Origin of the sequence: Tabrizicola sp. (assembly GCF_041919135.1) — a bacterium.
Classification (GTDB): domain Bacteria; phylum Pseudomonadota; class Alphaproteobacteria; order Rhodobacterales; family Rhodobacteraceae; genus Tabrizicola.
In genome coordinates this window covers 1-19,222 of sequence record NZ_JAYRUJ010000014.1, presented here as the reverse complement: position 1 = coordinate 19,222, position 19,222 = coordinate 1, and the positions used below count along the sequence as shown (strand labels likewise).

Genomic DNA, 19,222 nt, shown 5'->3' with positions numbered 1-19,222 from the left:
CGCAAACAGGGAGGCGAGGATGACCCTACCATTCGACGGCGCGATCAGCCGCTATTTCCGCGAGGGCGCGCCGAAAGCGGTGCGCAAGGCGATCGAGGCGGCGGACAAGGACGACATCCTGACCGCCTCCTACCCCTACCGCGAGGAGATGAAGGGCAAGGACTACGACGCCCGGATGGAGGAGTTGCAGATCGAGCTGGCCAAGATGCAGGCCGGGTTCAAGACCTCGGGCAAGCGGCTTCTGGTGGTGTTCGAGGGCCGCGACGCCGCCGGCAAGGGCGGCACTATCAAGGCGGTGACGGAAAACCTGAACCCGCGGCAGGCCTATGTCGTGGCCCTGCCGAAGCCCAGCGAGCGGGAAAGCCAGCAATGGTATTTCCAGCGCTACGTCGACTGGCTGCCCGCCCAGGGCGAGATCGCGCTGTTCGACCGCAGCTGGTACAACCGCGCGATGATCGAGCATGTCTTCGGCTTCTGCAAACCCGAGGAACGGGCGAAGTTCTTCCGCCAGTTGCCCGAGTTCGAGCAGATGATCGTCGACGAGGGGATCATCTTCCTGAAGATCTGGCTGGAAGTGGGCCGCGCCGAGCAACTGAGGCGCTTCCTCGACCGCGAGGGGGATCTTCTGAAGCAGTGGAAGCTTTCCCAGATCGACGTCGACGGGCTGGCGAAATGGGACGACTACTGCGCCGCCATCGACGAGACCATGCAGAAGACCCATTTCAGGCACGCGCCCTGGACGGTGATCCTGTCCGACGACAAGAAGCGCGCCCGGATCGCGGCGATCCAGACGATCCTGTCGGCGGTGGACTATGCGGGCAAGGATGGGAAGGCCGTCGGCAAGCCGGATGACAGGATCTGCGGCGGGCCGAAGCTGCGGTCGAAGGGCTGATGAAACGAGGGTATCACCACGGCAACCTCCGGCAGGCGCTGGTCGAGGCGGCGCTGGCGCTGATCGCCGAGAAGGGGCCGCAGGGCTTCACCCTGTCCGAGGCGGCGAAGGCGGCGGATGTGACGCCGGCGGCGGTCTACCGGCATTTCGCGGGGCGGGACGACCTCTTGGCCGAAGTCGCGCGGCAGGGGTTCGACATCTTCGCCGCGCTGCTGGAATTTGCTTTCGACGAGGGGCGGCCCTCGGCGCTGGCGGCCTTCGAGGCGACGGGGCGGGCCTACCTGGCCTTCGCCCGGAAATATCCCGGCCATTACCAGGCGATGTTCGAGAGCGGGCTGCAGCCGGGGCGGCATCCGGATCTGGCCCAGGTCGCGGGCAAGGCGCGGGCGACGATGGAGCGGGCGGCGGAGCTTCTCGTGCGGGGGATGCCGGAGGGGCGGCGGCCGCCGGCGGGCATGATCTCGGCCCATGCCTGGGCGGTTTCCCACGGGGTGGTGGAACTGTTCCTGCGGGGGAACGGCGGGCCGCAGCCCTGGCCGGCGGAGGACCTGCTGGAGACCGCGATCGGGATCTATCTGCGCGGGCTGGGGTTGATCGCGCCGGATCGGTGAGCCGGGCTGTCCACAGTGGACAGGACGCGGCACACAAGGAATATCAGGCACTTGCCCGGGGACGTTCAGGAAGTGTTAACCCTGTTCCGGCCTTCCAACGGGATTTCCTTTCGCCATCCGGCGGCATCAATCGGCCCTTCCCGACGCCGGGGAGGCGGCTCGTCGATGACTTCGTCACTCCTCGCAGGCGGGGCGCGCCGACGAGGAGACGAAGTCGAACAAGAAGGGTTGCCTAGCGGAACAGCACCAGGGCCGAGGGGCTCCAGGCGACACGGACCCTGGTGCCGACCTCCAGCACCGGGCGGCCGGGGACGTTGCGCATCGACAGGCGCACCTCAACGTCCGTCCCGCCGAGGTAGACGTCGTAATAGGTCATGTCGCCGAAATAGATCACCTCGTCGATCACGCCGTCCGTCTCGCGCTCAAGGGGCTTCTGGTCGTCGTAAAGCAGCGTCAGCGTCTCGGGCCGCAGGCCGACCACCGGGCTTTCGCCGTGCGCGGGCGGGGCCATGGAGGCGTCGATGGTGACGCGGCCAAGGCCCTTGGCCTCGATCTCGACCTTGTCGCCGGCCTCGGACAGGACCTCGGCCGGGATGAAGTTCATCGTGCCGATGAAATCCGCCACCTTCTTCGAGTTCGGGCGGCGATACAGCGTCTCGGGATCGGCCAGCTGGGCGATCTCGCCCTCGAACATCACGGCGATGCGGTCGGACATGACCAGCGCCTCCTCCTGGTCGTGGGTCACCAGGATGAAGGTGATGCCGACCTGGCGCTGCAGCTTGATCAGCTCCACCTGCATATGCTCGCGCATCTTCTTGTCGAGCGCGCTGAGCGGTTCGTCCAGCAAGAGCACCTTGGGCTTCAGGATCAGCGCCCGCGCCAGCGCCACCCGCTGCCGCTGGCCGCCGGAAAGCGCATGGGCGGCGCGGGCGCCATAGCCCTTGAGGCCGACCATCTCCAGCGCCTCGGCCACGGCCTTCGCCTTCTCCGCCTTCGGACGGGGATCCCTGCGCAGGCCGAAGCCCACGTTCTCGGCCACCGACATATGCGGGAAGATGGCGTAGGACTGGAACACCATGTTCGTCGGCCGCGCATTCGCGGCCACCCCCGCCACGTCCTTGCCGTCGATCATCACCACGCCCGAGGAAATGTCCTCGAACCCGGCGATGGTGCGCAGGAGCGTGGTCTTGCCGCAGCCCGAGGGGCCGAGGAGCGAGAAGAACTCCCCCGCCTTGATCGTGCCGTTGATCCCGCGCAGCGCGTGGTAGTCGCCGTAGTATTTGTGGACGTCCTTGAACTCGATCATCGTCGGACGGTCATCGGAAAAGGTCACAGGAAGCCTCCGGAATCTTTGCCCCCGGCCTTGGCGATGCCGCGGCGGCGCATGTACTCGGCGAAACCGAGCAGGATGATCGAGAACAGGACCAGCAGCGTCCCGAGCGCCAGCATCGACGGCACCTTGGCGGGAAAGCGGAACTGGCCGAAGATATAGACCGACAGGACGGGCTTGCCCGAGCCGAGGAAGTTCGCCAGCACGAATTCGTCGATCGAGATGGTGAAGCAGATCAGGAAGCTGGCGATGATCCCCGGCATGACCAGGGGCAGGATGATCAGCCGGAAGGTGGCCGCCCGGGTTTCGCCCAGGTCGAGCGCGGCTTCCTCCAGCGACTTGTCGAGCGACTGGAAGGCCGAGGTGAGGATCGCCACCGCGAAGGGCATGCAGAGCAGCACATGGCCCATGATGATCGTCAGCATCGACAAGGGCACCGAGAGCGACAGCAGCACGATGAGGAGCGCCATGGCGACCACGATGTCGGGCAGGACCATGGGCAGCATGATCAGGCCCATGGCGGCCGGCTTGCCGGGGAAGGCATAGCGCACCGAGGCCCGGGCCGCGAAAAGGCCGAGAATGGTGGCGATGGTCGAGGTGGAGAGCGCGATCACCAGGCTGCGCAGAAGCGCCGAGCGCAGGTTGGCATCGGCCCACATCTCGCCGAACCATCTGGTGGTGAAGCCCTTCAGCGGGAAGGCCACGACCTGCGAATCGTTCAGCGCGAAGACCGGCAGGATCAGGATCGGGGCGTAGAGAAACACCAGGTAGAGGATGGCATAGACGCCGAGACCCGTGCCCTGTTTCATTTCCGGCCTCCGAGGTAACGCTTGTTCCACAGCACGAAGGCCACCGAGATCAGCGCCACGATGGTCATGGCCCCCACCGCGATGGCCGAGCCCATCGCCTGGTCGCGCTGCTTCAGCATGGCGACCTCCATCAGGTTGGCGATCATCGGGGTCTTGCCGCCGCCGATCAGTTCCGGCGTCACATAGTCGCCCACCGTCGGGATGAAGACGATCAGCACCGCCGCGATCACGCCGGGCAGCGAGAGGGGCAGCGTCACGCGCAGGAAGGTCATCCAGCGGCTTTCGCCAAGGTCCTGCCCGGCCTCGAGCAGGCTGCGGTCCACCTTCTCCAGGCTGACGAAGATCGGCAGCACCGCGAAGGGGGCATAGGCATGGGCGAGCGTGATGATGATCGAAAGCACCCCGTTCGACAGGATGTTCGGCTGGGTGTCGGTGATCCCCAGACCCATGACGACGGAATCGAAGATGCCGTCATAGCCCAGGATCGTGCGCCAGAGCGCCACGCGGATGATGTAGCTGGTCCAGAACGGGATGGTGATCAGGAACAGCCACAGCGCCTTGCGCGAGGGCGCGACGTGGAAGCTGACGAAATAGGCGATCGGATAGGCCAGAACCACGGTCGCGAGCGTGACGAAGAAGGACACGATCAGCGAGCGCCACATCAGCGCGCGATAGACCGGCTTGGTGAGGAGGTCGTAGTAGTTGTCCAGCGTCAGCGGCAGCGAGACGCTGCCCTTCTCGCCGGTCAGGACCGAATAGACCAGCACCGTCGCGAGCGGTGCGGCGAGCATGAGGATCGCGTAAAGCGCGGGCGGGCTGATGAGCTTGAGCCCGGCCCTGGCCTCGGTACTTGGCGTCTGCGCCATCTTGCCCCCTGTCCCGGCCGCACTGCGGCAGCCTTGCGATTTGATCAAATTAAACCGAAGGAGCGGCCTTAGGCAAGAGGGGCCTTGCGCGGGACGGAAAATCGCCCCGCGCGCGGCCTAACCCGCGATACGCTCGATGGAAATCGCGCGCTTCTTCAACTCTTCGTGCAGCGTCGGCACCACGCGGAGCGCGCCCACCGCGACGCGCAGGGCGTCGCTGATCCGGTCCTCGGACGGCTGGGCCGAGGCGACGCGCCAGACCATGCGGCGGGCGACGCCGTCGTCGTAGATGATTTCGGTGGTCCCGGCCCGCGTCTTGCGCCAGCCAAGGAAATCGGCGCCCCCGTGCGGGGCGTGGAAGGTGGATTGCAGGCCCATTTTCGGACTCTCGCCATTTGACTGCTCTGCGGCGACTTTCCGTCAGGTCGGCGGCCCCGGTCAACCTGCGCCCCGCCCACATCCTCGTGAGCGAGTCCCTTTTGCAACAGGTCGGGTTTTCAGACCGACAGGTCGGCGGGCGGCCGGGCGAGAAGTTCGGCCAGGCGGCGCGTGGCGCTTTCGAAATCGCCGCGCGGCAGGTTGGCGGCGATGGCGATGCGGACGGCGTTCGGCGCGCGGCCGTGCACCAGTGCATATTCGTCGGCCGAGCGCAGCAGCACGCCCTTCGCCTCGGCCGCGCGGACGAAGGCCGAGGCGCGCCAGCCGATCGGCAGGCGGAGCCAGACGAAGGGAACGCCCGCCTGCCAGGAGAGGTCGTAGCTGCCCAGCTGGTTGACCAGGATCTGCTGGCGGGTGGCGAATTCGGCCTGGACCGCCGCCCGGATCCGCGCCGCCGACCCCGAGCGGAAGAGGTGCAGCATCAGGTCCGCCACCGGGCGCGAGAGCGCGAAGAACCCGTGCTGCGCGGTCAGCCGCCCGGCCTCGCCCATGCCCGAGGGGCAGACCACATAGCCGAAACGCAACGCCGCCGAGAGGGTCTTGGAGACCGAGCCGACCAGCCAGACCCGCTCCGGCGCAAGGGCGCGCAGGGAGGGTATGTCGCTTTCGGCCACCGAATAGCAGTCGTCCTCGAGCACCTGGAGGTCATAGCTCCGCGCGATGGCGGCGATGTCCTGGCGGCGCCGTACCGGCATCCGGCCGGTGGTCGGGTTCTGCGCCTCGGTGGTGAGGCAGAGGACCTGTGCGCCATGGCGGCGGCAGGCGGCCTCAAGTGCGGCGGGCACGATGCCGTGCTCGTCGATCTCGACCGGCACCACCTCGGCCCTCGCGGCGCGGGCGGCGTAGCGGAAGCCGGGATAGGCCAGTTCCTCGATCAGCACCACCGGGCGTTCGCCACGCAGGCAGCAGTCGAAGATCAGCGAAATGGCGTTCTGCCCGCCATGGGTCAGCGCCACCTCCTCGGGGCCCACGGGGCCAAGGATGCGGTCGCCAAGCCAGGTGACGACCTCGGCGCGCAGCGCGGCCTCGCCCATCTGGCTGGTATAGTCGAGCCAGCCCTGCCCGGTCGAGGCCGCCATCTCCAGCAGCGCGGCGCGGAAGGCCTCGGCCTGGCCGACCTCGGGCACCAGCGGCGGGCGCAGGTCGACAAGCCCGGTCGAACCGCCGGTAACCCGTTCGGTATACAATGCCTGGGTCGGGCCGAGGCGGGGCGATTGTGCCGCTACAAAGGTCCCCCGCCCCACGGTGGCGGCCAGCAGCCCCTCCTGCGTCGCCAGCTGATAGGCGCGGGACACGGTTCCGGGCGTCAGATGCAACCGCCAGGCGAGGTCGCGCACTGTAGGCAATTGAGAATTCGCCGGTAGTTCCCCGCTACGGATCGCGTCGCGCAACGCCCGGCTGAGGCCGAGATACTTCGGGCCGGGAAATTGACTCAGATCGGGCGACCATCTTGTATCAGTCACAATTATCCTCTGGCGGTTCATTCCGGGGAATTGTACATTGTCTTACAGAATATCGGCGATTGTATCAATACAAAGTCACAGGAGGCTGCGATGCCCCAGACCACGACCCAGACCCTGCCCTTCAGCGCCCCGCGCGGCTTTGTCGCGCGCCTGACCCGCAGCGCCACCGATGCGATCGCCCGCCGCCGCAACCGCCGCGCCCTCGAGCGGCTGGACCAGCATCTCCTGCGCGACATCGGCCTGTCGCGCGACGAGGCTCGGACCGAGGCGGCCAAGCCCTTCTGGCAGCCCTGAGCGCGATCCTTTCTTACCCCTGACTGGGCCGGGATCTCCCGGCCCTTCTTTTTTGCGGCGGGACCATGTTCAGCCCGAGGGGGCGGGTCAGGATAACGCGTCCCGGACAAGATCGGCGATGATCCTGCCCACTTGCTTCGATCCGACCACGTTCAAGTGGTTGCTGTCACGAAAGAGCATCCCGCCATCGCGCACCATCGAACATTGCCCGCCTTCGCAGAAGATCTGACGGACGGGCACAATCGGCACGCCGGTTTCAGCGGACAACCGTTCGAGCATCGGCCTGTAGATTTCGTTTGCCGCGAGTGCGTCGGTCTTCTCTGTCGTGCAGTGTTTCATGCTGGCCGGGAAAAGCCCATATTTGCAGTTCGCCGCATCGGACGCAAACCAGGGCAGATCCCCCACGACGAAGACCTTCACGCCCAGACCTTGCAGATAGGTCAAGGTCGCCTTCAGGCCAGCTTCGAAGCCGGCCGGATCGTCGTATTGCACATACCGGCGCGGCCAATGCATTGCGAAGACGACCACCTCGAGGCTCTCCATCCTGGAAAGCTCGTCAAAGATGACGGCCATCTGCGGATCCCCAAGCAACGGGACCGTGTTCTGCAGATATGAGGCCACCACTTCGTCGGGCAGCGCCTCGGCCAGGCCGGGAAAGAGGTGCTCGGCATGAGAATCGCCGATCAAGGCCACCGTGACCGGACGGCCCGCGTGACTTTGGAAGCACCGGGCCTGACCCTCATGTCGCGGTGCCGCATCGCGAATTCTGCCGTTGTCGCAAACCTCGAATCGCTGCCTTACGGTGTCGAAGAATGCGTCGCTGCCGATATCGCCCGCATACCGCGCCTCGACCCGCCCCGGCACACCATCCTGCACCGAGATTGCCACGGCAACGGCCATCAGCCCGGCAGCGACTGATGCAAAGGTCCAAGTGAAACGTCCGCGGTTTCCCAGCACTCTGGGCCTCGTGCCCCGGAATGGTTGCTCGATGAACCGCCAGATCAGCCAGGCCAGGGCAAGCGTGACAAGGCAGAGCGCGCCCATCATCAGTGCGGACGGTTCCTCGGGACTGCGGATGCGGGCGAAGGCGAAAAGCGGCTGATGCACCAGATAAGCGCTGTAGCTGACCAGGCCTATTCCGACCGGGGCGGAGTGCGAAAGCATCCTGCCGGCAAGCGTATCCTCGCGGCAGAACAGGACGACAAGCACCGTTCCCGCGACCGGGAACATCGTGAACGGCACGGCACTCGCCAGTTGATCGTCATAGAGCAGGACGGAGCCGAGGATCAGGCCCAGACCTGTCAGCGCGAGCGTGCCATTCCGCAGACGGCGATGGGGTGGAAGCAGAAGCGCGCAGAGCGACCCTGCCCCCAGTTCCCAGAACCGCGAAGGGCTGAAGAAGAAGTTCCGTTCGGCATTCAGGCTGTTGCCGAATGCGTTCAAAGCCAGGCTGCCGATCGCCAGCCCAAGCGTGACCGCGATCAGGGTGCCCCTGCCAAAGCGATGCGACAGCAAGAGGATCAGCGGGAAAAGCAGGTAGTACTGCTCTTCGACGGCAAGGCTCCAGGTATGCAGCAGCGGTTGCAGTTCGGCATCGGGGGCGAAATACGAGACCTGGCTCATGAAGTAGATGTTCGACAGGAACACCAGAACCGCGCCAAGGCTGTCGGTGAACCCCTTCAGTTGCTCGGGCAGCAGCCAGAGCCAGGCGAAGGGCAGGCACAGGAGCAGGATCGCGAAGAGCGCCGGAAGGATGCGGCGCGCGCGACGCTCGTAAAAGCGCAGGATCGAGAAGTCGCCGCGCCCGAGCTCTTCCACAAGGATGGTGGTGATCAGATAGCCCGAAATGACGAAGAAGACGTCGACGCCAACGAATCCGCCGGGAACGGCCTGAAATCCGGCGTGGAACAGGATCACCGGCAGGACGGCGACCGCCCGCAACCCGTCAATCTCGCGCCGATAGATCATCACCCGCAACCGCCCTGAATAGCTACCGGAGTTCCGTATCCCGTTTCCATTCAAAGCAAAAGGGCGCGACCCACGGCCACGCCCCTCGCAAGACAGGTGATGCGACGCTTCTCAGCGCTTCGAGAACTGGAAGCTGCGGCGGGCCTTCGGCTTGCCGTACTTCTTGCGCTCGACGACGCGGCTGTCGCGGGTCAGGAAGCCTGCCGCCTTCAGCGCGCCGCGCAGGGCGGGCTCATAGAGCTGCAGCGCCTTGGAGATGCCGTGCTTCACCGCGCCGGCCTGGCCCGAGAGCCCGCCGCCGGCGACGGTCGCGTAGACGTCGAACTGGCCTTCCACGTTGGCAACGGTGAAGGGCTGCTTCAGGATCATCTGCAGCACGGGGCGGGCGAAGTAGACCGCCATTTCCTTGCCGTTGACCACGACCTTGCCGGAACCGGGCTTGACCCAGACGCGGGCGACCGCATCCTTGCGCTTGCCGGTGGCATAGGACCGGCCCAGCTTGTCGCGGACCGGCGCGCGCGGCGCGGCCTCGACGGCGGCGGGAGCGGAACCGACGGCGGATTTCAGGTCATCGAGGGATTTGATGTCGGCCATGATCACGCGCTCCGGGTGTTCTTCGGGTTCAGGACCTTGAGGTCCAGAACGGTCGGCTGCTGCGCCTCATGCGGATGCTCGGCCCCGGCGTAGACGCGCAGGTTGGTCATCTGCTGGCGGCCCAGGCGGTTGCGGGTGATCATGCGCTCGACCGCCTTGATCACGACACGCTCGGGATGGGCGCCTTCCAGCACCTGCCGCGCGGTGCGCGACTTGATCCCGCCGGGATGGCCGGTGTGCCAGTAATAGACCTTGTCGTCGCGCTTGTTGCCGGTCATCTGCACCTTGTCGGCGTTGATGACGATGACATTGTCGCCCATGTCCATGTGCGGGGTGAAGGTCGGCTTGTTCTTGCCGCGCAGGATGTTGGCGACGATCGTGGCGAGGCGACCCAGAACGACGCCCTCGGCGTCGATCAGGATCCACTTCTTCTCGATGTCCGCCGGAGTAGCGGTGAAGGTTTTCATCGTGGTTCCTAACGAAGAAGGAGGCCTGACGGCCCCCGGCAATTCGGATGCGGGCTTGTCGCAGAAGCCGGCCACAGCGTCAAGCGTATCGATCCATAATTTATCGATGTAAAACAATGTCTTGCAAGAACGGTATCAAAATACCCCATTATCCGCCTGCTCTTTTCGGCCACGGGCGCCGGGCTATCTCAGCTTCGGCGGGCGCGAGGGGTCCATGCCGGGGGCGGCCGGGGCCAGGTCCTGCACCTGCGGCTGGGGCAGGTCGAAGCGCAGCCCGACCCGCGCCATCGCCCCGGCCGCAGCCTCGCCCGAGGCGAGGAAGGCCACGTCCAGCTCGCCCGCCTCGACGCCCGAGAAGACCAGCGCCTCCTGCATCGCGCGCGCCAGCGCCGCCTCGGCCCCGGGGGCCGCGTCGAGGAAGGCCAGGAGATGCCCGCGCCGCCCGTCCCGGTAGACCACCCCCGCCAGCACCGCCGCCGTCGCAAGCCCGCCGGCGCGCGCCAGCTTTGCGTCCAGCGCCGCCACCACGGCCTCGGGCACCAGGGGCGGCACGAAGTCGCGCGGCTGCGCCTCCAGCTCCTCGGGGGCCTCCTCCAGCGTCTCGGCCAGCCAGTCCAGCGCCTCGGGCGGCAGCAGCATCGACGAGGGCGCCACGCCGAGGTTCACCCCCAGCCCGATCCCCTGCCCGCGCAGCAAGCCCGCGATCACCCGCCCCGGCAGCGCGGCATAGGGCGCGATCCCGCCGGAAAAGCTCGCCAGCCGCTCCTCGCGGTCGAAGACCAGCACCACGGGCCCCTCCTCCAGCTCGAAGACCCTCGGCTCCAGCCGCGCGCCCTCGGCCTCGCGCTCCAGCAGCAGCACCAGCTCGCCATCCGCCAGCCGCTCGAAGAAGCGCAGCCGCAGGGTCTCGTTCTCCGGGTCGGCGGATACCGCAGCATGGGCGGCATCCAGCAGGGTCAGAAGGTCAGTCATCCATCAGGCTCCGGATCCGGGTGCGCAGGGCGGGCAGAAGCTCGGCCTCGAACCAGGGGTTGCGCTTCAGCCATGCGGTATTCCGCCACGAGGGATGCGGCAAGGGAAAGACGCCGCGCGCGGCGGGTCCGCGCCAATCGGCCACGGCGGCGGTCACGCCTTGCGATCCGGGGCGCAGGCCCAGGTGCCAGCGGATCGCCGCGCCGCCGACCAGGAGCGTCAGCGGCACCGCGCCCAGTTCCGCCATGACCCGCGCCCGCCAGGTCGCGGCGCAAAGCGGCGGCGGCGGCAGGTCCGCGCCCTTGGCGTCATAGCCCGGAAAGCAGAAGGCCATCGGCACCACCGCGACGCGGTCAAGATCGTAGAACTCGTCCGCGCCGATCCCCATCCAGTCGCGCAGGCGGTCGCCCGAGCGGTCGGTGAACGGCCGCCCGCTCTCATGCACCCGCAGGCCCGGCGCCTGCCCGGCCACCAGCACCCGCGCGCCGGGCCGGAACCAGGCGACGGGGCGCGGCGCATGACCCGTGGCGGTGGCGGCGAAACGATCGGCGCAAAGCCGGCAGGCCCGGATATCCTCGATCAACCCCATCGCCCGATAGCTGGTCCTTGCCGCGCCCCGGCACAAGGGCCAGCACCTTCCTCCTGGCGAAAATACCCCCGCCAGAGGCATCCGCCCCCCTCCCCCGCGCCCCTTCTGCCCGACCGGGCCGCGGCAGCGCCGTCCTTCGGGGCTCGATGCCCCGGAGGACGGCACCCGGTCCGGGGGCGGCCCATTGCGGCAGGCGGGAAAACCGCGTCAAATGGCCGGACCCTCGCCGCCACAGGACCAGATGTACCGCGTCTCCGCCTTCGTTCCCCGCTTCGCCTGGGCCCTGCTTGCCGGGGCCGCCCTCGCCACGCTCTGGGTCAATCTCGCGCCCGCAAGCTATTACGACGCGGTCGAATGGCGCATCGCCGACCTGGCGCTGCCGGGCTGGCTGGCGCCCTTCCCGGTCAGCCTGACGCCGATGAACCTCTTGTCCGAGGGGCTGATGGCGCTGTTCCTGTTCTTCGTCGGCAAGGAGCTGCGCGAGGCGCTGGTCGTGGAACAGGGCGCGCTGGTGGGCGGGCGGGCGCTGCTGCCGCTGGGGCTGGTGCTGGGCGGCATGATCGGCGCGGCGGGGAGCTGGCTGATCGTCTCGGCCCTGATCGAGACCGCCGGCGAGGCTGGATTCGGCTCTGGCTGGCAGGTGCCGCTTGGCACCGATGTGGCGCTGTGCTTCCTGGTCGGGCGGCGGGTCTTCGGGCCGGGCCATCCGGCGCTGCACCTGCTGCTGCTCCTGGCCATCGCCACCGACATCCTGGCGCTTCTGGTCCTGGGCCTGACCCAGCCCGCCGCCGGGCTGCGGCTGCCCTGGCTGCTGCTGCCGGTCCTTGCGACGTTCCTCGCCTGGCGCTTCCACGGCCGCGCCCTGCCCGCAGGCGCGCCCGAGCGCGCGCGCCGGGCGCAGCGCCGCCTCTGGCCCTATCTGCTGGCCGGCGCGGTCTCCTGGATCGGGGTGGTCGCGGCCGGGCTGCCGGGCGCGCTGGGGCTTTTGCCGGTGATCCCGGCCATCACCCCGGCCGACCGCAGCTTCGGCCTTTTCGCCGAGGCCGAGGAGCTGTTGCACGATCCGATGAACCGGCTGGCGCATGCCCTGTCCTGGCCGCTGGTCGGGATCCTGTTCCTGTTCGGCCTGACGCGGGGCGGCATCGACCTCGGCGCCGTCGCGCCCACCACGCTGACCGCGCTGGCCGCGCTGGCGATCGGCCGGCCGCTGGGGATGCTGGCGCTCGGCCTCGGCCTGGCCGCCGCCCTCGACCTGCGCCTGCCGCAGGGGCTTTCCCTGCGCGACCTTCTGGCCATCGCGCTGATCATGGGGCTGGGCTTCACCGTCCCGGTCCTGTCGCTCGAGACCGCGCTGCCCGGCGGCGCGATGCAGGAGGCGGCGCGGCTGGGGATCGCGCTCAGCCTGCTGGCCGGGCCGCTTGCGATCCTTGTCGCGCGCCGCCGGGCCGGGGGCTGACCTTCGACCGCCCTTTAAACGACACAAACGGGATGTTAACCCTGCGCCAGTAATAGGGGTGAGGCGCGGCACGGGGAGGTGCCCGCCCAGAGGCGGTGATGATCGAGTTTCAGGGGGTTTCCAAGTCGTTCTGGACCGGCACGCAGCGCAAGGTCATCCTTGACCGCGCCTCGTTCCGGGTCGACCTCGGCCGCTCGCTCGGCATCCTGGCGCCCAACGGCGCGGGCAAGACCACGATCATCAACATGATGGCCGGGCTGGAGAAGCCCGACGAAGGCGTGATCCGCAAGACCTCGCGCGTGTCCTTTCCGCTGGGCTTCATGGGCGGGGTGAACGGCAAGCAATCCGCCAAGGAGAACTGCCGCTATATCGCGCGGCTGTACGGGCTGGACCCGGATTATGTCGAAAGCTTCTGCCGCTGGGTCTGCGGCCTGGGCGAATATTTCGACATGCCGATCTCGACCTATTCCTCGGGGATGCGCTCGCGCTTCTCCTTCTCGCTGCTTCTGTCGATCGAGTTCGACATCTACCTGATCGACGAGGGCATGCCCGCCGCCAGCGATGTGGAGTTCAACCGCAAGGCCGGCAACCTGCTGAAGGAACGGCTGCAGAACGCCACCGTGGTGATCGTCTCGCATTCGCCGCAGACCCTGCAGAAATTCTGCGATTCCGCCGCCGTGCTGCGCAACGGCCGGCTTTACCAGTTCGACACGCTCGAGGAAGCGAAGCGCCTTTATGACTACACCGCCTAAAGCCACGCGTTTCCACATCCGCCCGCAAGAGCGCCCCCCCGTCCCGCCCGCGCCGGACGAGGCCGGGATCTTCGACAACCACGACGACGGCTTCGGCGCGATGGATTTCCGCAGGCCCGGGGACGCGCCCGCCGCGGACCGGCCCGGGGTCACCGTCACGAAGGTCCCCCGCATCGCCGGGGACGAGGCCATCGCGGCCGCGCTCGCCGCCATCGCGGCCGAGGGGCTGACCCAGCGCCAGCTGCGGCGCGCCCGGCTGGTGGCCGCGAAAGCCGGGCTTGTCGCCGCCTCGGACCTCGATGCCGTGCGCCAGCTGCGCCTGGCCGGGATCGACCCGTTCTCGCGCGGCTCGCTTCTGGACATGGTCAGCTCCCGGCTTGGCGGCGCGGGGGGTGCCGCCGCCGCGCCCGAGGACCCGCCCCCGGGCCGCGAGCTGTCGCGTCTGCCCGGAGACGTGGTGCAGCTGCCGCAGACCGCGCGCCCCCTGGCGCTGCCCTCGACCGAAGAGCGCGCCGAGGTCAACCAGGCCAGCGAGATCCTGCGGATGCAGCAGGACATCGCCCGCCGCCGCCGCCGCCGCCTGATCCTGCTGGCCGCGCGGCTGACAGCCTTCGTCCTGCTGCCCACGCTCCTGGCGGGCTGGTACTTCTTCCGGCTCGCCACGCCGATGTTCGCCACCCGGGCCGAATTCGTGATCCAGCAGGCCGCGCCGACCGCCGCCGCCGGGCAGCTGGGCGGCCTTCTGTCCGGCACCGCGCTGGCGACCTCGCAGGATTCGATCGCCGTGCAGGGCTATCTGCAATCGCGCGAGGCGATGGCGCGGCTGGAGGAAGATCTCGGCTTCCGCGCCCATTTCCAGAGCCCGGCGATCGACCCGGTGCAGCGGCTTGACCCCGGGGCCAGCCTGGAGGCCGCCTACAAGGTCTACCGCCGCTTCGTGAAGATCTCCTACGACCCGACCGAGGGCATCGTGCGGATGGAGGTGATCGCCGCCGATCCGGCCGTGGCCTCGGCCTGGGCCGACCAGCTGATCCGCTATGCCGAGCAACAGGTCGACCACCTGACGCAGCGGCTGCGCGCCGACCAGATGACCGAGGCGCAGACCGGCTATGACGAGGCGCAGGCCGCGCTGGCCGCCTCGCAGCGCAAGCTGGTCGAGTTGCAGGAACGCTTCAAGGTGATCTCGTCCGAAAGCGAGGTCGGGCTGATGACGGCGCAGATCTCGTCGCTGGAGACGCAGCTGACGACCGAGCGGCTCTCGCTGGCGCAGATGCAGGCGAACGAGACCCCGAACGAGGCGAGGATGGAGCCGGTGAAGCGCCGGATCGCCACGCTGGAGGCCGAGATCGCCGCGGTCCGCACCCGGATGACGGAAAGCACCGCCGAAAGCTCGAGCATGGCCCAGGTCCAGGGCGAGCTGCTGGTCGCCCAGGCCGACCTGCAGACCCGGCAGATGATCCTGGCCACCGCGCTGCAGTCGATGGAGACCGCGCGGGTCGAGGCGAACCGCCAGGTGCGCTATCTCTCGCTTTCGGTGCGCCCGATTCCGCCCGACGCGCCGACCTATCCGCGCGCCTTCGAGAACACCGCCGTCACGCTGTTGATCATGCTGGGGATTTACCTCATGGTCTCGATGACCGCCGCGATCCTGCGGGAGCAGGTCTCGGCCTGACGGTGACTTCGGGGGATGCGATGAAGGATGTAAGGATCGGCGGGCTGACCGTCGGCAACGACCGCCCGCTGCTGGTGATCGCGGGCCCCTGCCAGTTGGAAAGCCTGGACCATGCCCAGATGATCGCGGGCGAGATGGCGCAGGCCTGCCGGGCGGCGGGGGCGCAGTTCGTGTTCAAGGCAAGCTACGACAAGGCCAACCGCACCTCGCTGTCGGGCAGGCGCGGCATGGGGATCGAGGCGGGGCTGAAGGTGCTGGAGGCGGTGCGCGCCATGGGCATGCCGGTCCTGACCGATGTCCATGACGCCGGCCAGGCGCACGAGGCGGCCGCGGTGGTGGACGTGATCCAGATCCCGGCCTTCCTCTGCCGCCAGACCGACCTCCTCCTCGCCGCCGGGGAAACCGGGGCGGTGGTGAATGTGAAGAAGGGCCAGTTCCTCGCCCCCTGGGACATGGCCAATGTCGCGGCCAAGGTGGAAAGCACGGGCAACGATCGCATCCTTCTGACCGAGCGCGGAGTCAGCTTCGGCTACAACACGCTGGTGGCCGACATGCGCAGCCTGCCGATCATGGCGCGCACCGGCTGGCCGGTGATCATGGACGCGACCCATTCGGTGCAGCAGCCGGGCGGACAGGGCGGCTCGTCGGGCGGCCAGCGCGAATTCGCGCCGGTGATGGCGCGGGCGGCGGTCTCGCTGGGAATCGCGGGCGTGTTCATCGAAACGCATGAGGATCCCGACCGCGCGCCCTCGGACGGGCCGAACATGATCCCGCTGGCCGCGATGCCGGAGTTGCTGGCCAGCCTGATGGCCTTCGACCGGCTCGCCAAGGCGGATCCCCTGCGGCCCTGAACATGACGCCTGCCAGGGGCGCCACCGGAAATCGTAGGATTTCCGGGACGATTTCCGTTCGGAAATCGGTGCCCGGCGTCAGATCACCTGCCCGGCAGCCCAGCCGCTCGACCAGGCCCACTGGAAGTTGTAGCCGCCCAGCCAGCCGGTCACGTCCACCACCTCGCCGATGAAGTGCAGGCCCGGCACCGCCTTCGCCGCCATCGTCCGCCCGTCCAGCGCCCGCGTGTCCACGCCGCCCAGCGTCACCTCGGCCGTGCGATAGCCCTCGGAGCCCACCGGCACCAGCCGCCAGTCACGGATCCCCGCCGTGACCCGGTCTAGCACCGCCGACGGCAGCTCGGCCATGGTCTGCGTCACCCCTGCCGCCTCCTCCAGATGCCGGGCCAGCCGCTCGGGCAACCAGCGCCCCAGCACGCTGCGCAGCGCCAGCTTGCCGCGTGCCGCGCGCAGCTCCGCCGCCACGTCTAGGCCGGGCAGAAGGTCAAGGTGAATGGCCTCGCCCTCGCGCCAGTAGCTGGAGATCTGCAGCACCGCCGGACCGGACAGCCCGCGATGGGTGAAGAGCAGCGCCTCGTCGAACCCCGCCTTGCCGCAGGAGACCCGCCCCGGCAGCGACACCCCGGCGAGCGGGCGCATCCAGGCCAGTTCCTGCTCGGCGAAGGTCAGCGGCACCAGCGCGGGCCGGGTTTCCACCAGCGGCAGGCCGAAGCTTTCGGCGACGCGGTAGCCATATCCGGTGGCCCCCATCTTCGGGATCGACTTGCCTCCGGTCGCCACCACCACGGCGCCCGCGCTCTGGACCCCGCGCACGGTCTCGACCGTGAAGCCCGCGCCCGACCGCCGCACCTCGCCCAGGGCGCAGCCAAGCCAGAGCGTCACCCCCGCGCGCTCCATGTCACGGACCAGCATCGCGACCACCTGGGTGGCCGGCCCGTCGCAGAAGAGCTGGCCCAGGGTCTTTTCGTGCCAGGCGATCCCGGCGGCATCCATCCGGGCGATGAAATCCCACTGGGTGAACCGTTTCAGCGCCGAAAGCGCAAAGCGCGGATTCTGCGACAGGAATCGCTCGGGCGCGATCTGCAGGTTGGTAAAGTTGCAGCGCCCGCCGCCCGAAATGCGGATCTTCTCGCCCGGCGCTTTCGCATGGTCGACGACCAGCACCCTGCGGCCGCGCCGGCCCGCCTCGATGGCGGCCATCATGCCGGCCGCGCCTGCGCCAAGGATGATCGCGTCCCAGTCCATCCCCCCTGTTACCCGCCGCTCCCCGGCCCTGCAAGCCAGCGCCGAGCCGCGAAATTTTCGCCATTGGCCCCTTGCACCCCCTGCGGGCCTTCGCTAAACACCGCCGCACGGTTGGGGCGTCGCCAAGTGGTAAGGCAGCGGTTTTTGGTACCGCCATACCTAGGTTCGAATCCTAGCGCCCCAGCCAGCCACTCTCTTCGTTCGTGGCGTCAACCTTCCCTGCATCAAAATCTGACGGTAGTGCAGTCAGTGCCCCACAGGATGCCCCACATCCGAGCATACAGCGCTATGCCGTACTTTTGCCCGTCTCAGCGCCTACGGTGAGGTACGACTCAAGATGTCCCGACCGTGATGAATCTTGCGAGGAAGCTTTTATGTGGCAGAAAGTAAAAGAGAAATTTACGGGCTCAACCGACGTGGTCACCCAGGTTTTCGACAGGGCGGTGAAGGAGACTGGGGCTGCCCTGGACAGCGAAGCGGCCACCAAGCTCAAAGAAGCAACGAAGTCGGCCATCGACACTGCACGCAAAGTATCTCTGTACCTGACGGACCTAAACGGAGATGGAAAATTTGATAGCGAGGACATCAAGTTAGCAGCAGAAAAGGCCGGGCTTGCTTGGGACAAGATCGACCCTGATCTCAAGACAGCCATGCTGGCCGGTGGGGCGGCTGGCATCGGGGTAAACTTTATCCCTTTCGTCGGACAAGCCGTTGCCGTGCCAGCATTCGTCGTAACCACGGCTTACTTCTACATGGTAGCTAAGCTTAGGGGCATTGGGCGGAAGTGAGCGTACCCCTCAGGCTGCTGCTTCTTTAGCGCATCAGGCATTCGATCTTCCAGCCGCTCCCGACCTCGCCAACGGGAGCCAGGGGAGCCGAGACCCCACATCCTCAGCGTCCATAGCCACGCCCTTGACAATTTGGGGACGACCTCCTACATGCCGAGGCGCAGCGAGCTTCTTGCTGTGACTTGACTAAAATATTTAAACTTCAAAACCTTACAGCCGACGGCCCTTTCAACGGCCAGGCAATTCAATCACTCGGCCACGTCATTAGGCCAGCAACAATGGAAAACAAATGCCTTCACTAGAACTATCCCAAACAGAACCACCTTCATCGGAGCCCGACCTAGCTTCAAACGTCATCAACCTTCGCACAGTCGAACCCAACCCCTCGCCAACCTTGACGACCGACGAGCCACTGGCTGACCAACTGATCCGGATGCTCGCATCCAGCTATGTCCGCAAAGAAAACCGGTTCTATCACATCGATCGACCGTCAGAGGCGCTGTCTCAACCCGACTTGCAGCGCTCCTTCCTGACCCCCGCCCAAGTACGAAACAGCGGGAAGCCAGTCCCAGCAACTGTGATGAAGCAGGTTTACGACACTGCAATCACTCAGATGAACCCCAACCCACTCCGCTCCATTCCGGTTTGGACGGGTGGCGTCGTTCCGTATCCCAGCAACACGGAACGTCGTATTCTGCTGGAGAGCGGACAAGTCGTCTTGAACTCCTGGAGGGAGCCAAGCTATCGGCGGCTCGGGATGGTAGAGCCACATGCCGGACCCTTCAGCGCGCTCTTCCTCATGATGTTTCAACGGGAGGATGAACGCAACCGAGTCCTGGACTGGCTGGCTTGGTGTCTGCAGAACGAGAGCAGAAAGCCGAACTGGGCCATCATGCTTTACTCCCAAGCCAAGGGAACTGGCAAATCGACCTTCTGCAACATCGCCACTCGGCTTTTCGGCGAAGAGAACACGGCACGTCAGAACAACCTCGAAAAGGTAGCGGGCAAGTTCAACGGCCCTATGCTGAACAGCAAGCTGATCGTTAGGGTCAGGACTCGTTCTCGGATCATAGCCAGAACATGACGGTTGCGGCGAGTGCGACGGCGGAGAGGAAGACTTTTGGGCATCTATCGTAGCGGGTCGCGACCCTGCGCCAGTCCTTCA

20 protein-coding genes, 1 tRNA gene and 1 pseudogene are annotated in these 19,222 nt (G+C 67.1%); 10 read left to right on the top strand and 12 right to left on the bottom strand.

The window, feature by feature from the left end:
• Nucleotides 1-19 precede the first annotated feature (19 nt).
• Nucleotides 20-892: a polyphosphate kinase 2 gene (gene ppk2 / locus ACE3UA_RS11850; RefSeq protein ID WP_374645344.1), complete on the top strand. Its 873-nt coding sequence runs from the start codon at nt 20-22 to the stop codon at nt 890-892.
• Nucleotides 889-1,503 carry a TetR/AcrR family transcriptional regulator gene (locus ACE3UA_RS11845; protein WP_374645457.1) on the top strand — a complete coding sequence of 205 codons (615 nt, stop codon included), beginning with the start codon at nt 889-891 and terminating at the stop codon, nt 1,501-1,503. The genes ppk2 and ACE3UA_RS11845 overlap by 4 nt, the downstream gene beginning before the upstream one ends.
• 232 nt (nt 1,504-1,735) lie before the next feature.
• Here ACE3UA_RS11845 and ACE3UA_RS11840 read toward each other — a convergent pair whose 3' ends face one another.
• From ACE3UA_RS11840 to ACE3UA_RS11820, 5 genes are all read right to left on the bottom strand, one after another.
• A complete protein-coding gene (locus ACE3UA_RS11840) occupies nt 1,736-2,809 on the bottom strand; it encodes an ABC transporter ATP-binding protein (RefSeq protein WP_374645455.1) in 1,074 nt (357 codons plus the stop codon).
• Between the two features lie 23 nt (nt 2,810-2,832).
• The gene (locus ACE3UA_RS11835; protein WP_374645342.1) at nt 2,833-3,642 is read right to left on the bottom strand and encodes an ABC transporter permease; all 810 of its coding nucleotides are present in this window, start codon (nt 3,640-3,642) and stop codon (nt 2,833-2,835) included.
• Nucleotides 3,639-4,508, bottom strand: a complete 870-nt coding sequence (locus tag ACE3UA_RS11830; RefSeq protein ID WP_374645340.1) for an ABC transporter permease — start codon at nt 4,506-4,508, stop codon at nt 3,639-3,641. Before ACE3UA_RS11830 ends, ACE3UA_RS11835 begins: the two co-directional genes overlap by 4 nt.
• Before the next feature lie 117 nt (nt 4,509-4,625).
• Entirely contained in the window at nt 4,626-4,886 is a 261-nt protein-coding gene (locus ACE3UA_RS11825) for a hypothetical protein (protein WP_374645338.1), read from the bottom strand.
• Nucleotides 4,887-5,005: 119 nt separating this feature from the next.
• Entirely contained in the window at nt 5,006-6,430 is a 1,425-nt protein-coding gene (locus ACE3UA_RS11820) for a PLP-dependent aminotransferase family protein (RefSeq protein ID WP_374645336.1), read from the bottom strand.
• Nucleotides 6,431-6,499: 69 nt separating this feature from the next.
• Between ACE3UA_RS11820 and ACE3UA_RS11815 the strand changes: the two genes are divergently transcribed.
• Nucleotides 6,500-6,703 carry a DUF1127 domain-containing protein gene (locus ACE3UA_RS11815; RefSeq protein WP_374645334.1) on the top strand — a complete coding sequence of 68 codons (204 nt, stop codon included), beginning with the start codon at nt 6,500-6,502 and terminating at the stop codon, nt 6,701-6,703.
• An 87-nt stretch (nt 6,704-6,790) separates the two neighbouring features.
• On the opposite strand, the gene ACE3UA_RS11810 is transcribed toward ACE3UA_RS11815, so the two are convergent.
• The 5 genes from ACE3UA_RS11810 to ACE3UA_RS11790 form a co-directional block, all read right to left on the bottom strand.
• On the bottom strand, nt 6,791-8,671 hold the full coding sequence (locus ACE3UA_RS11810; RefSeq protein WP_374645332.1) for an acyltransferase family protein: 1,881 nt from the start codon (nt 8,669-8,671) through the stop codon (nt 6,791-6,793).
• A 111-nt stretch (nt 8,672-8,782) separates the two neighbouring features.
• The gene (gene rpsI, locus ACE3UA_RS11805; RefSeq protein ID WP_197644169.1) at nt 8,783-9,265 is read right to left on the bottom strand and encodes a 30S ribosomal protein S9; all 483 of its coding nucleotides are present in this window, start codon (nt 9,263-9,265) and stop codon (nt 8,783-8,785) included.
• A gap of 2 nt (nt 9,266-9,267) precedes the next feature.
• Entirely contained in the window at nt 9,268-9,732 is a 465-nt protein-coding gene (gene rplM, locus ACE3UA_RS11800; RefSeq protein ID WP_374645330.1) for a 50S ribosomal protein L13, read from the bottom strand.
• A 183-nt stretch (nt 9,733-9,915) separates the two neighbouring features.
• Complete coding sequence (locus ACE3UA_RS11795; protein ID WP_374645453.1) at nt 9,916-10,692, bottom strand: SseB family protein; 777 nt, start codon at nt 10,690-10,692, stop codon at nt 9,916-9,918.
• Between the two features lie 4 nt (nt 10,693-10,696).
• A complete protein-coding gene (locus ACE3UA_RS11790; protein ID WP_374645328.1) occupies nt 10,697-11,293 on the bottom strand; it encodes a uracil-DNA glycosylase family protein in 597 nt (198 codons plus the stop codon).
• Nucleotides 11,294-11,534: 241 nt separating this feature from the next.
• On the opposite strand from ACE3UA_RS11790, the gene ACE3UA_RS11785 reads away from it, so the two are divergent.
• The 4 genes from ACE3UA_RS11785 (at nt 11,535) to kdsA (ending at nt 16,024) form a co-directional block, all read left to right on the top strand.
• Nucleotides 11,535-12,749 carry a Na+/H+ antiporter NhaA gene (locus tag ACE3UA_RS11785; RefSeq protein WP_374645326.1) on the top strand — a complete coding sequence of 405 codons (1,215 nt, stop codon included), beginning with the start codon at nt 11,535-11,537 and terminating at the stop codon, nt 12,747-12,749.
• A gap of 98 nt (nt 12,750-12,847) precedes the next feature.
• Nucleotides 12,848-13,501, top strand: coding sequence for an ABC transporter ATP-binding protein (locus tag ACE3UA_RS11780; protein ID WP_197644178.1), 654 nt, complete (start codon nt 12,848-12,850; stop codon nt 13,499-13,501).
• Nucleotides 13,485-15,173, top strand: a complete 1,689-nt coding sequence (locus tag ACE3UA_RS11775; RefSeq protein ID WP_374645323.1) for a capsule biosynthesis protein — start codon at nt 13,485-13,487, stop codon at nt 15,171-15,173. Before ACE3UA_RS11780 ends, ACE3UA_RS11775 begins: the two co-directional genes overlap by 17 nt.
• A 20-nt stretch (nt 15,174-15,193) precedes the next feature.
• Nucleotides 15,194-16,024 (top strand): 3-deoxy-8-phosphooctulonate synthase, encoded by an 831-nt coding sequence (gene kdsA, locus ACE3UA_RS11770; RefSeq protein ID WP_374645321.1) that lies wholly within the window; start codon nt 15,194-15,196, stop codon nt 16,022-16,024.
• Between the two features lie 78 nt (nt 16,025-16,102).
• Here kdsA and ACE3UA_RS11765 read toward each other — a convergent pair whose 3' ends face one another.
• Nucleotides 16,103-17,269, bottom strand: coding sequence for an NAD(P)/FAD-dependent oxidoreductase (locus ACE3UA_RS11765; protein ID WP_374645319.1), 1,167 nt, complete (start codon nt 17,267-17,269; stop codon nt 16,103-16,105).
• A 112-nt stretch (nt 17,270-17,381) separates the two neighbouring features.
• Here ACE3UA_RS11765 and ACE3UA_RS11760 point away from each other — a divergent pair.
• From ACE3UA_RS11760 to ACE3UA_RS11750, 3 genes are all read left to right on the top strand, one after another.
• Nucleotides 17,382-17,456, top strand: a tRNA-Gln gene (locus ACE3UA_RS11760).
• A gap of 187 nt (nt 17,457-17,643) precedes the next feature.
• Entirely contained in the window at nt 17,644-18,057 is a 414-nt protein-coding gene (locus ACE3UA_RS11755) for a hypothetical protein (protein ID WP_374645317.1), read from the top strand.
• A 394-nt stretch (nt 18,058-18,451) separates the two neighbouring features.
• A complete protein-coding gene (locus ACE3UA_RS11750; RefSeq protein ID WP_374645315.1) occupies nt 18,452-19,141 on the top strand; it encodes a primase-helicase family protein in 690 nt (229 codons plus the stop codon).
• On the opposite strand, the pseudogene ACE3UA_RS11745 reads toward ACE3UA_RS11750, so the two are convergent.
• Nucleotides 19,125-19,222: pseudogene (locus tag ACE3UA_RS11745) on the bottom strand (IS5/IS1182 family transposase); the annotation flags it as partial. The gene ACE3UA_RS11750 and the pseudogene ACE3UA_RS11745 overlap by 17 nt on opposite strands.

Coding starts and splice junctions, on each gene's coding strand:
- ppk2 (WP_374645344.1), top strand. CDS start 20: ATGACCCTACCATTCGACGGCGCGATCAGCCGCTATTTCCGCGAGGGC.
- ACE3UA_RS11840 (WP_374645455.1), bottom strand. CDS start 2,809: ATGATCGAGTTCAAGGACGTCCACAAATACTACGGCGACTACCACGCG.
- ACE3UA_RS11835 (WP_374645342.1), bottom strand. CDS start 3,642: ATGAAACAGGGCACGGGTCTCGGCGTCTATGCCATCCTCTACCTGGTG.
- ACE3UA_RS11830 (WP_374645340.1), bottom strand. CDS start 4,508: ATGGCGCAGACGCCAAGTACCGAGGCCAGGGCCGGGCTCAAGCTCATC.
- ACE3UA_RS11825 (WP_374645338.1), bottom strand. CDS start 4,886: ATGGGCCTGCAATCCACCTTCCACGCCCCGCACGGGGGCGCCGATTTC.
- ACE3UA_RS11820 (WP_374645336.1), bottom strand. CDS start 6,430: ATGAACCGCCAGAGGATAATTGTGACTGATACAAGATGGTCGCCCGAT.
- ACE3UA_RS11815 (WP_374645334.1), top strand. CDS start 6,500: ATGCCCCAGACCACGACCCAGACCCTGCCCTTCAGCGCCCCGCGCGGC.
- ACE3UA_RS11810 (WP_374645332.1), bottom strand. CDS start 8,671: ATGATCTATCGGCGCGAGATTGACGGGTTGCGGGCGGTCGCCGTCCTG.
- rpsI (WP_197644169.1), bottom strand. CDS start 9,265: ATGGCCGACATCAAATCCCTCGATGACCTGAAATCCGCCGTCGGTTCC.
- rplM (WP_374645330.1), bottom strand. CDS start 9,732: ATGAAAACCTTCACCGCTACTCCGGCGGACATCGAGAAGAAGTGGATC.
- ACE3UA_RS11790 (WP_374645328.1), bottom strand. CDS start 11,293: ATGGGGTTGATCGAGGATATCCGGGCCTGCCGGCTTTGCGCCGATCGT.
- ACE3UA_RS11785 (WP_374645326.1), top strand. CDS start 11,535: ATGTACCGCGTCTCCGCCTTCGTTCCCCGCTTCGCCTGGGCCCTGCTT.
- ACE3UA_RS11780 (WP_197644178.1), top strand. CDS start 12,848: ATGATCGAGTTTCAGGGGGTTTCCAAGTCGTTCTGGACCGGCACGCAG.
- ACE3UA_RS11775 (WP_374645323.1), top strand. CDS start 13,485: ATGACTACACCGCCTAAAGCCACGCGTTTCCACATCCGCCCGCAAGAG.
- kdsA (WP_374645321.1), top strand. CDS start 15,194: ATGAAGGATGTAAGGATCGGCGGGCTGACCGTCGGCAACGACCGCCCG.
- ACE3UA_RS11765 (WP_374645319.1), bottom strand. CDS start 17,269: ATGGACTGGGACGCGATCATCCTTGGCGCAGGCGCGGCCGGCATGATG.
- ACE3UA_RS11755 (WP_374645317.1), top strand. CDS start 17,644: ATGTGGCAGAAAGTAAAAGAGAAATTTACGGGCTCAACCGACGTGGTC.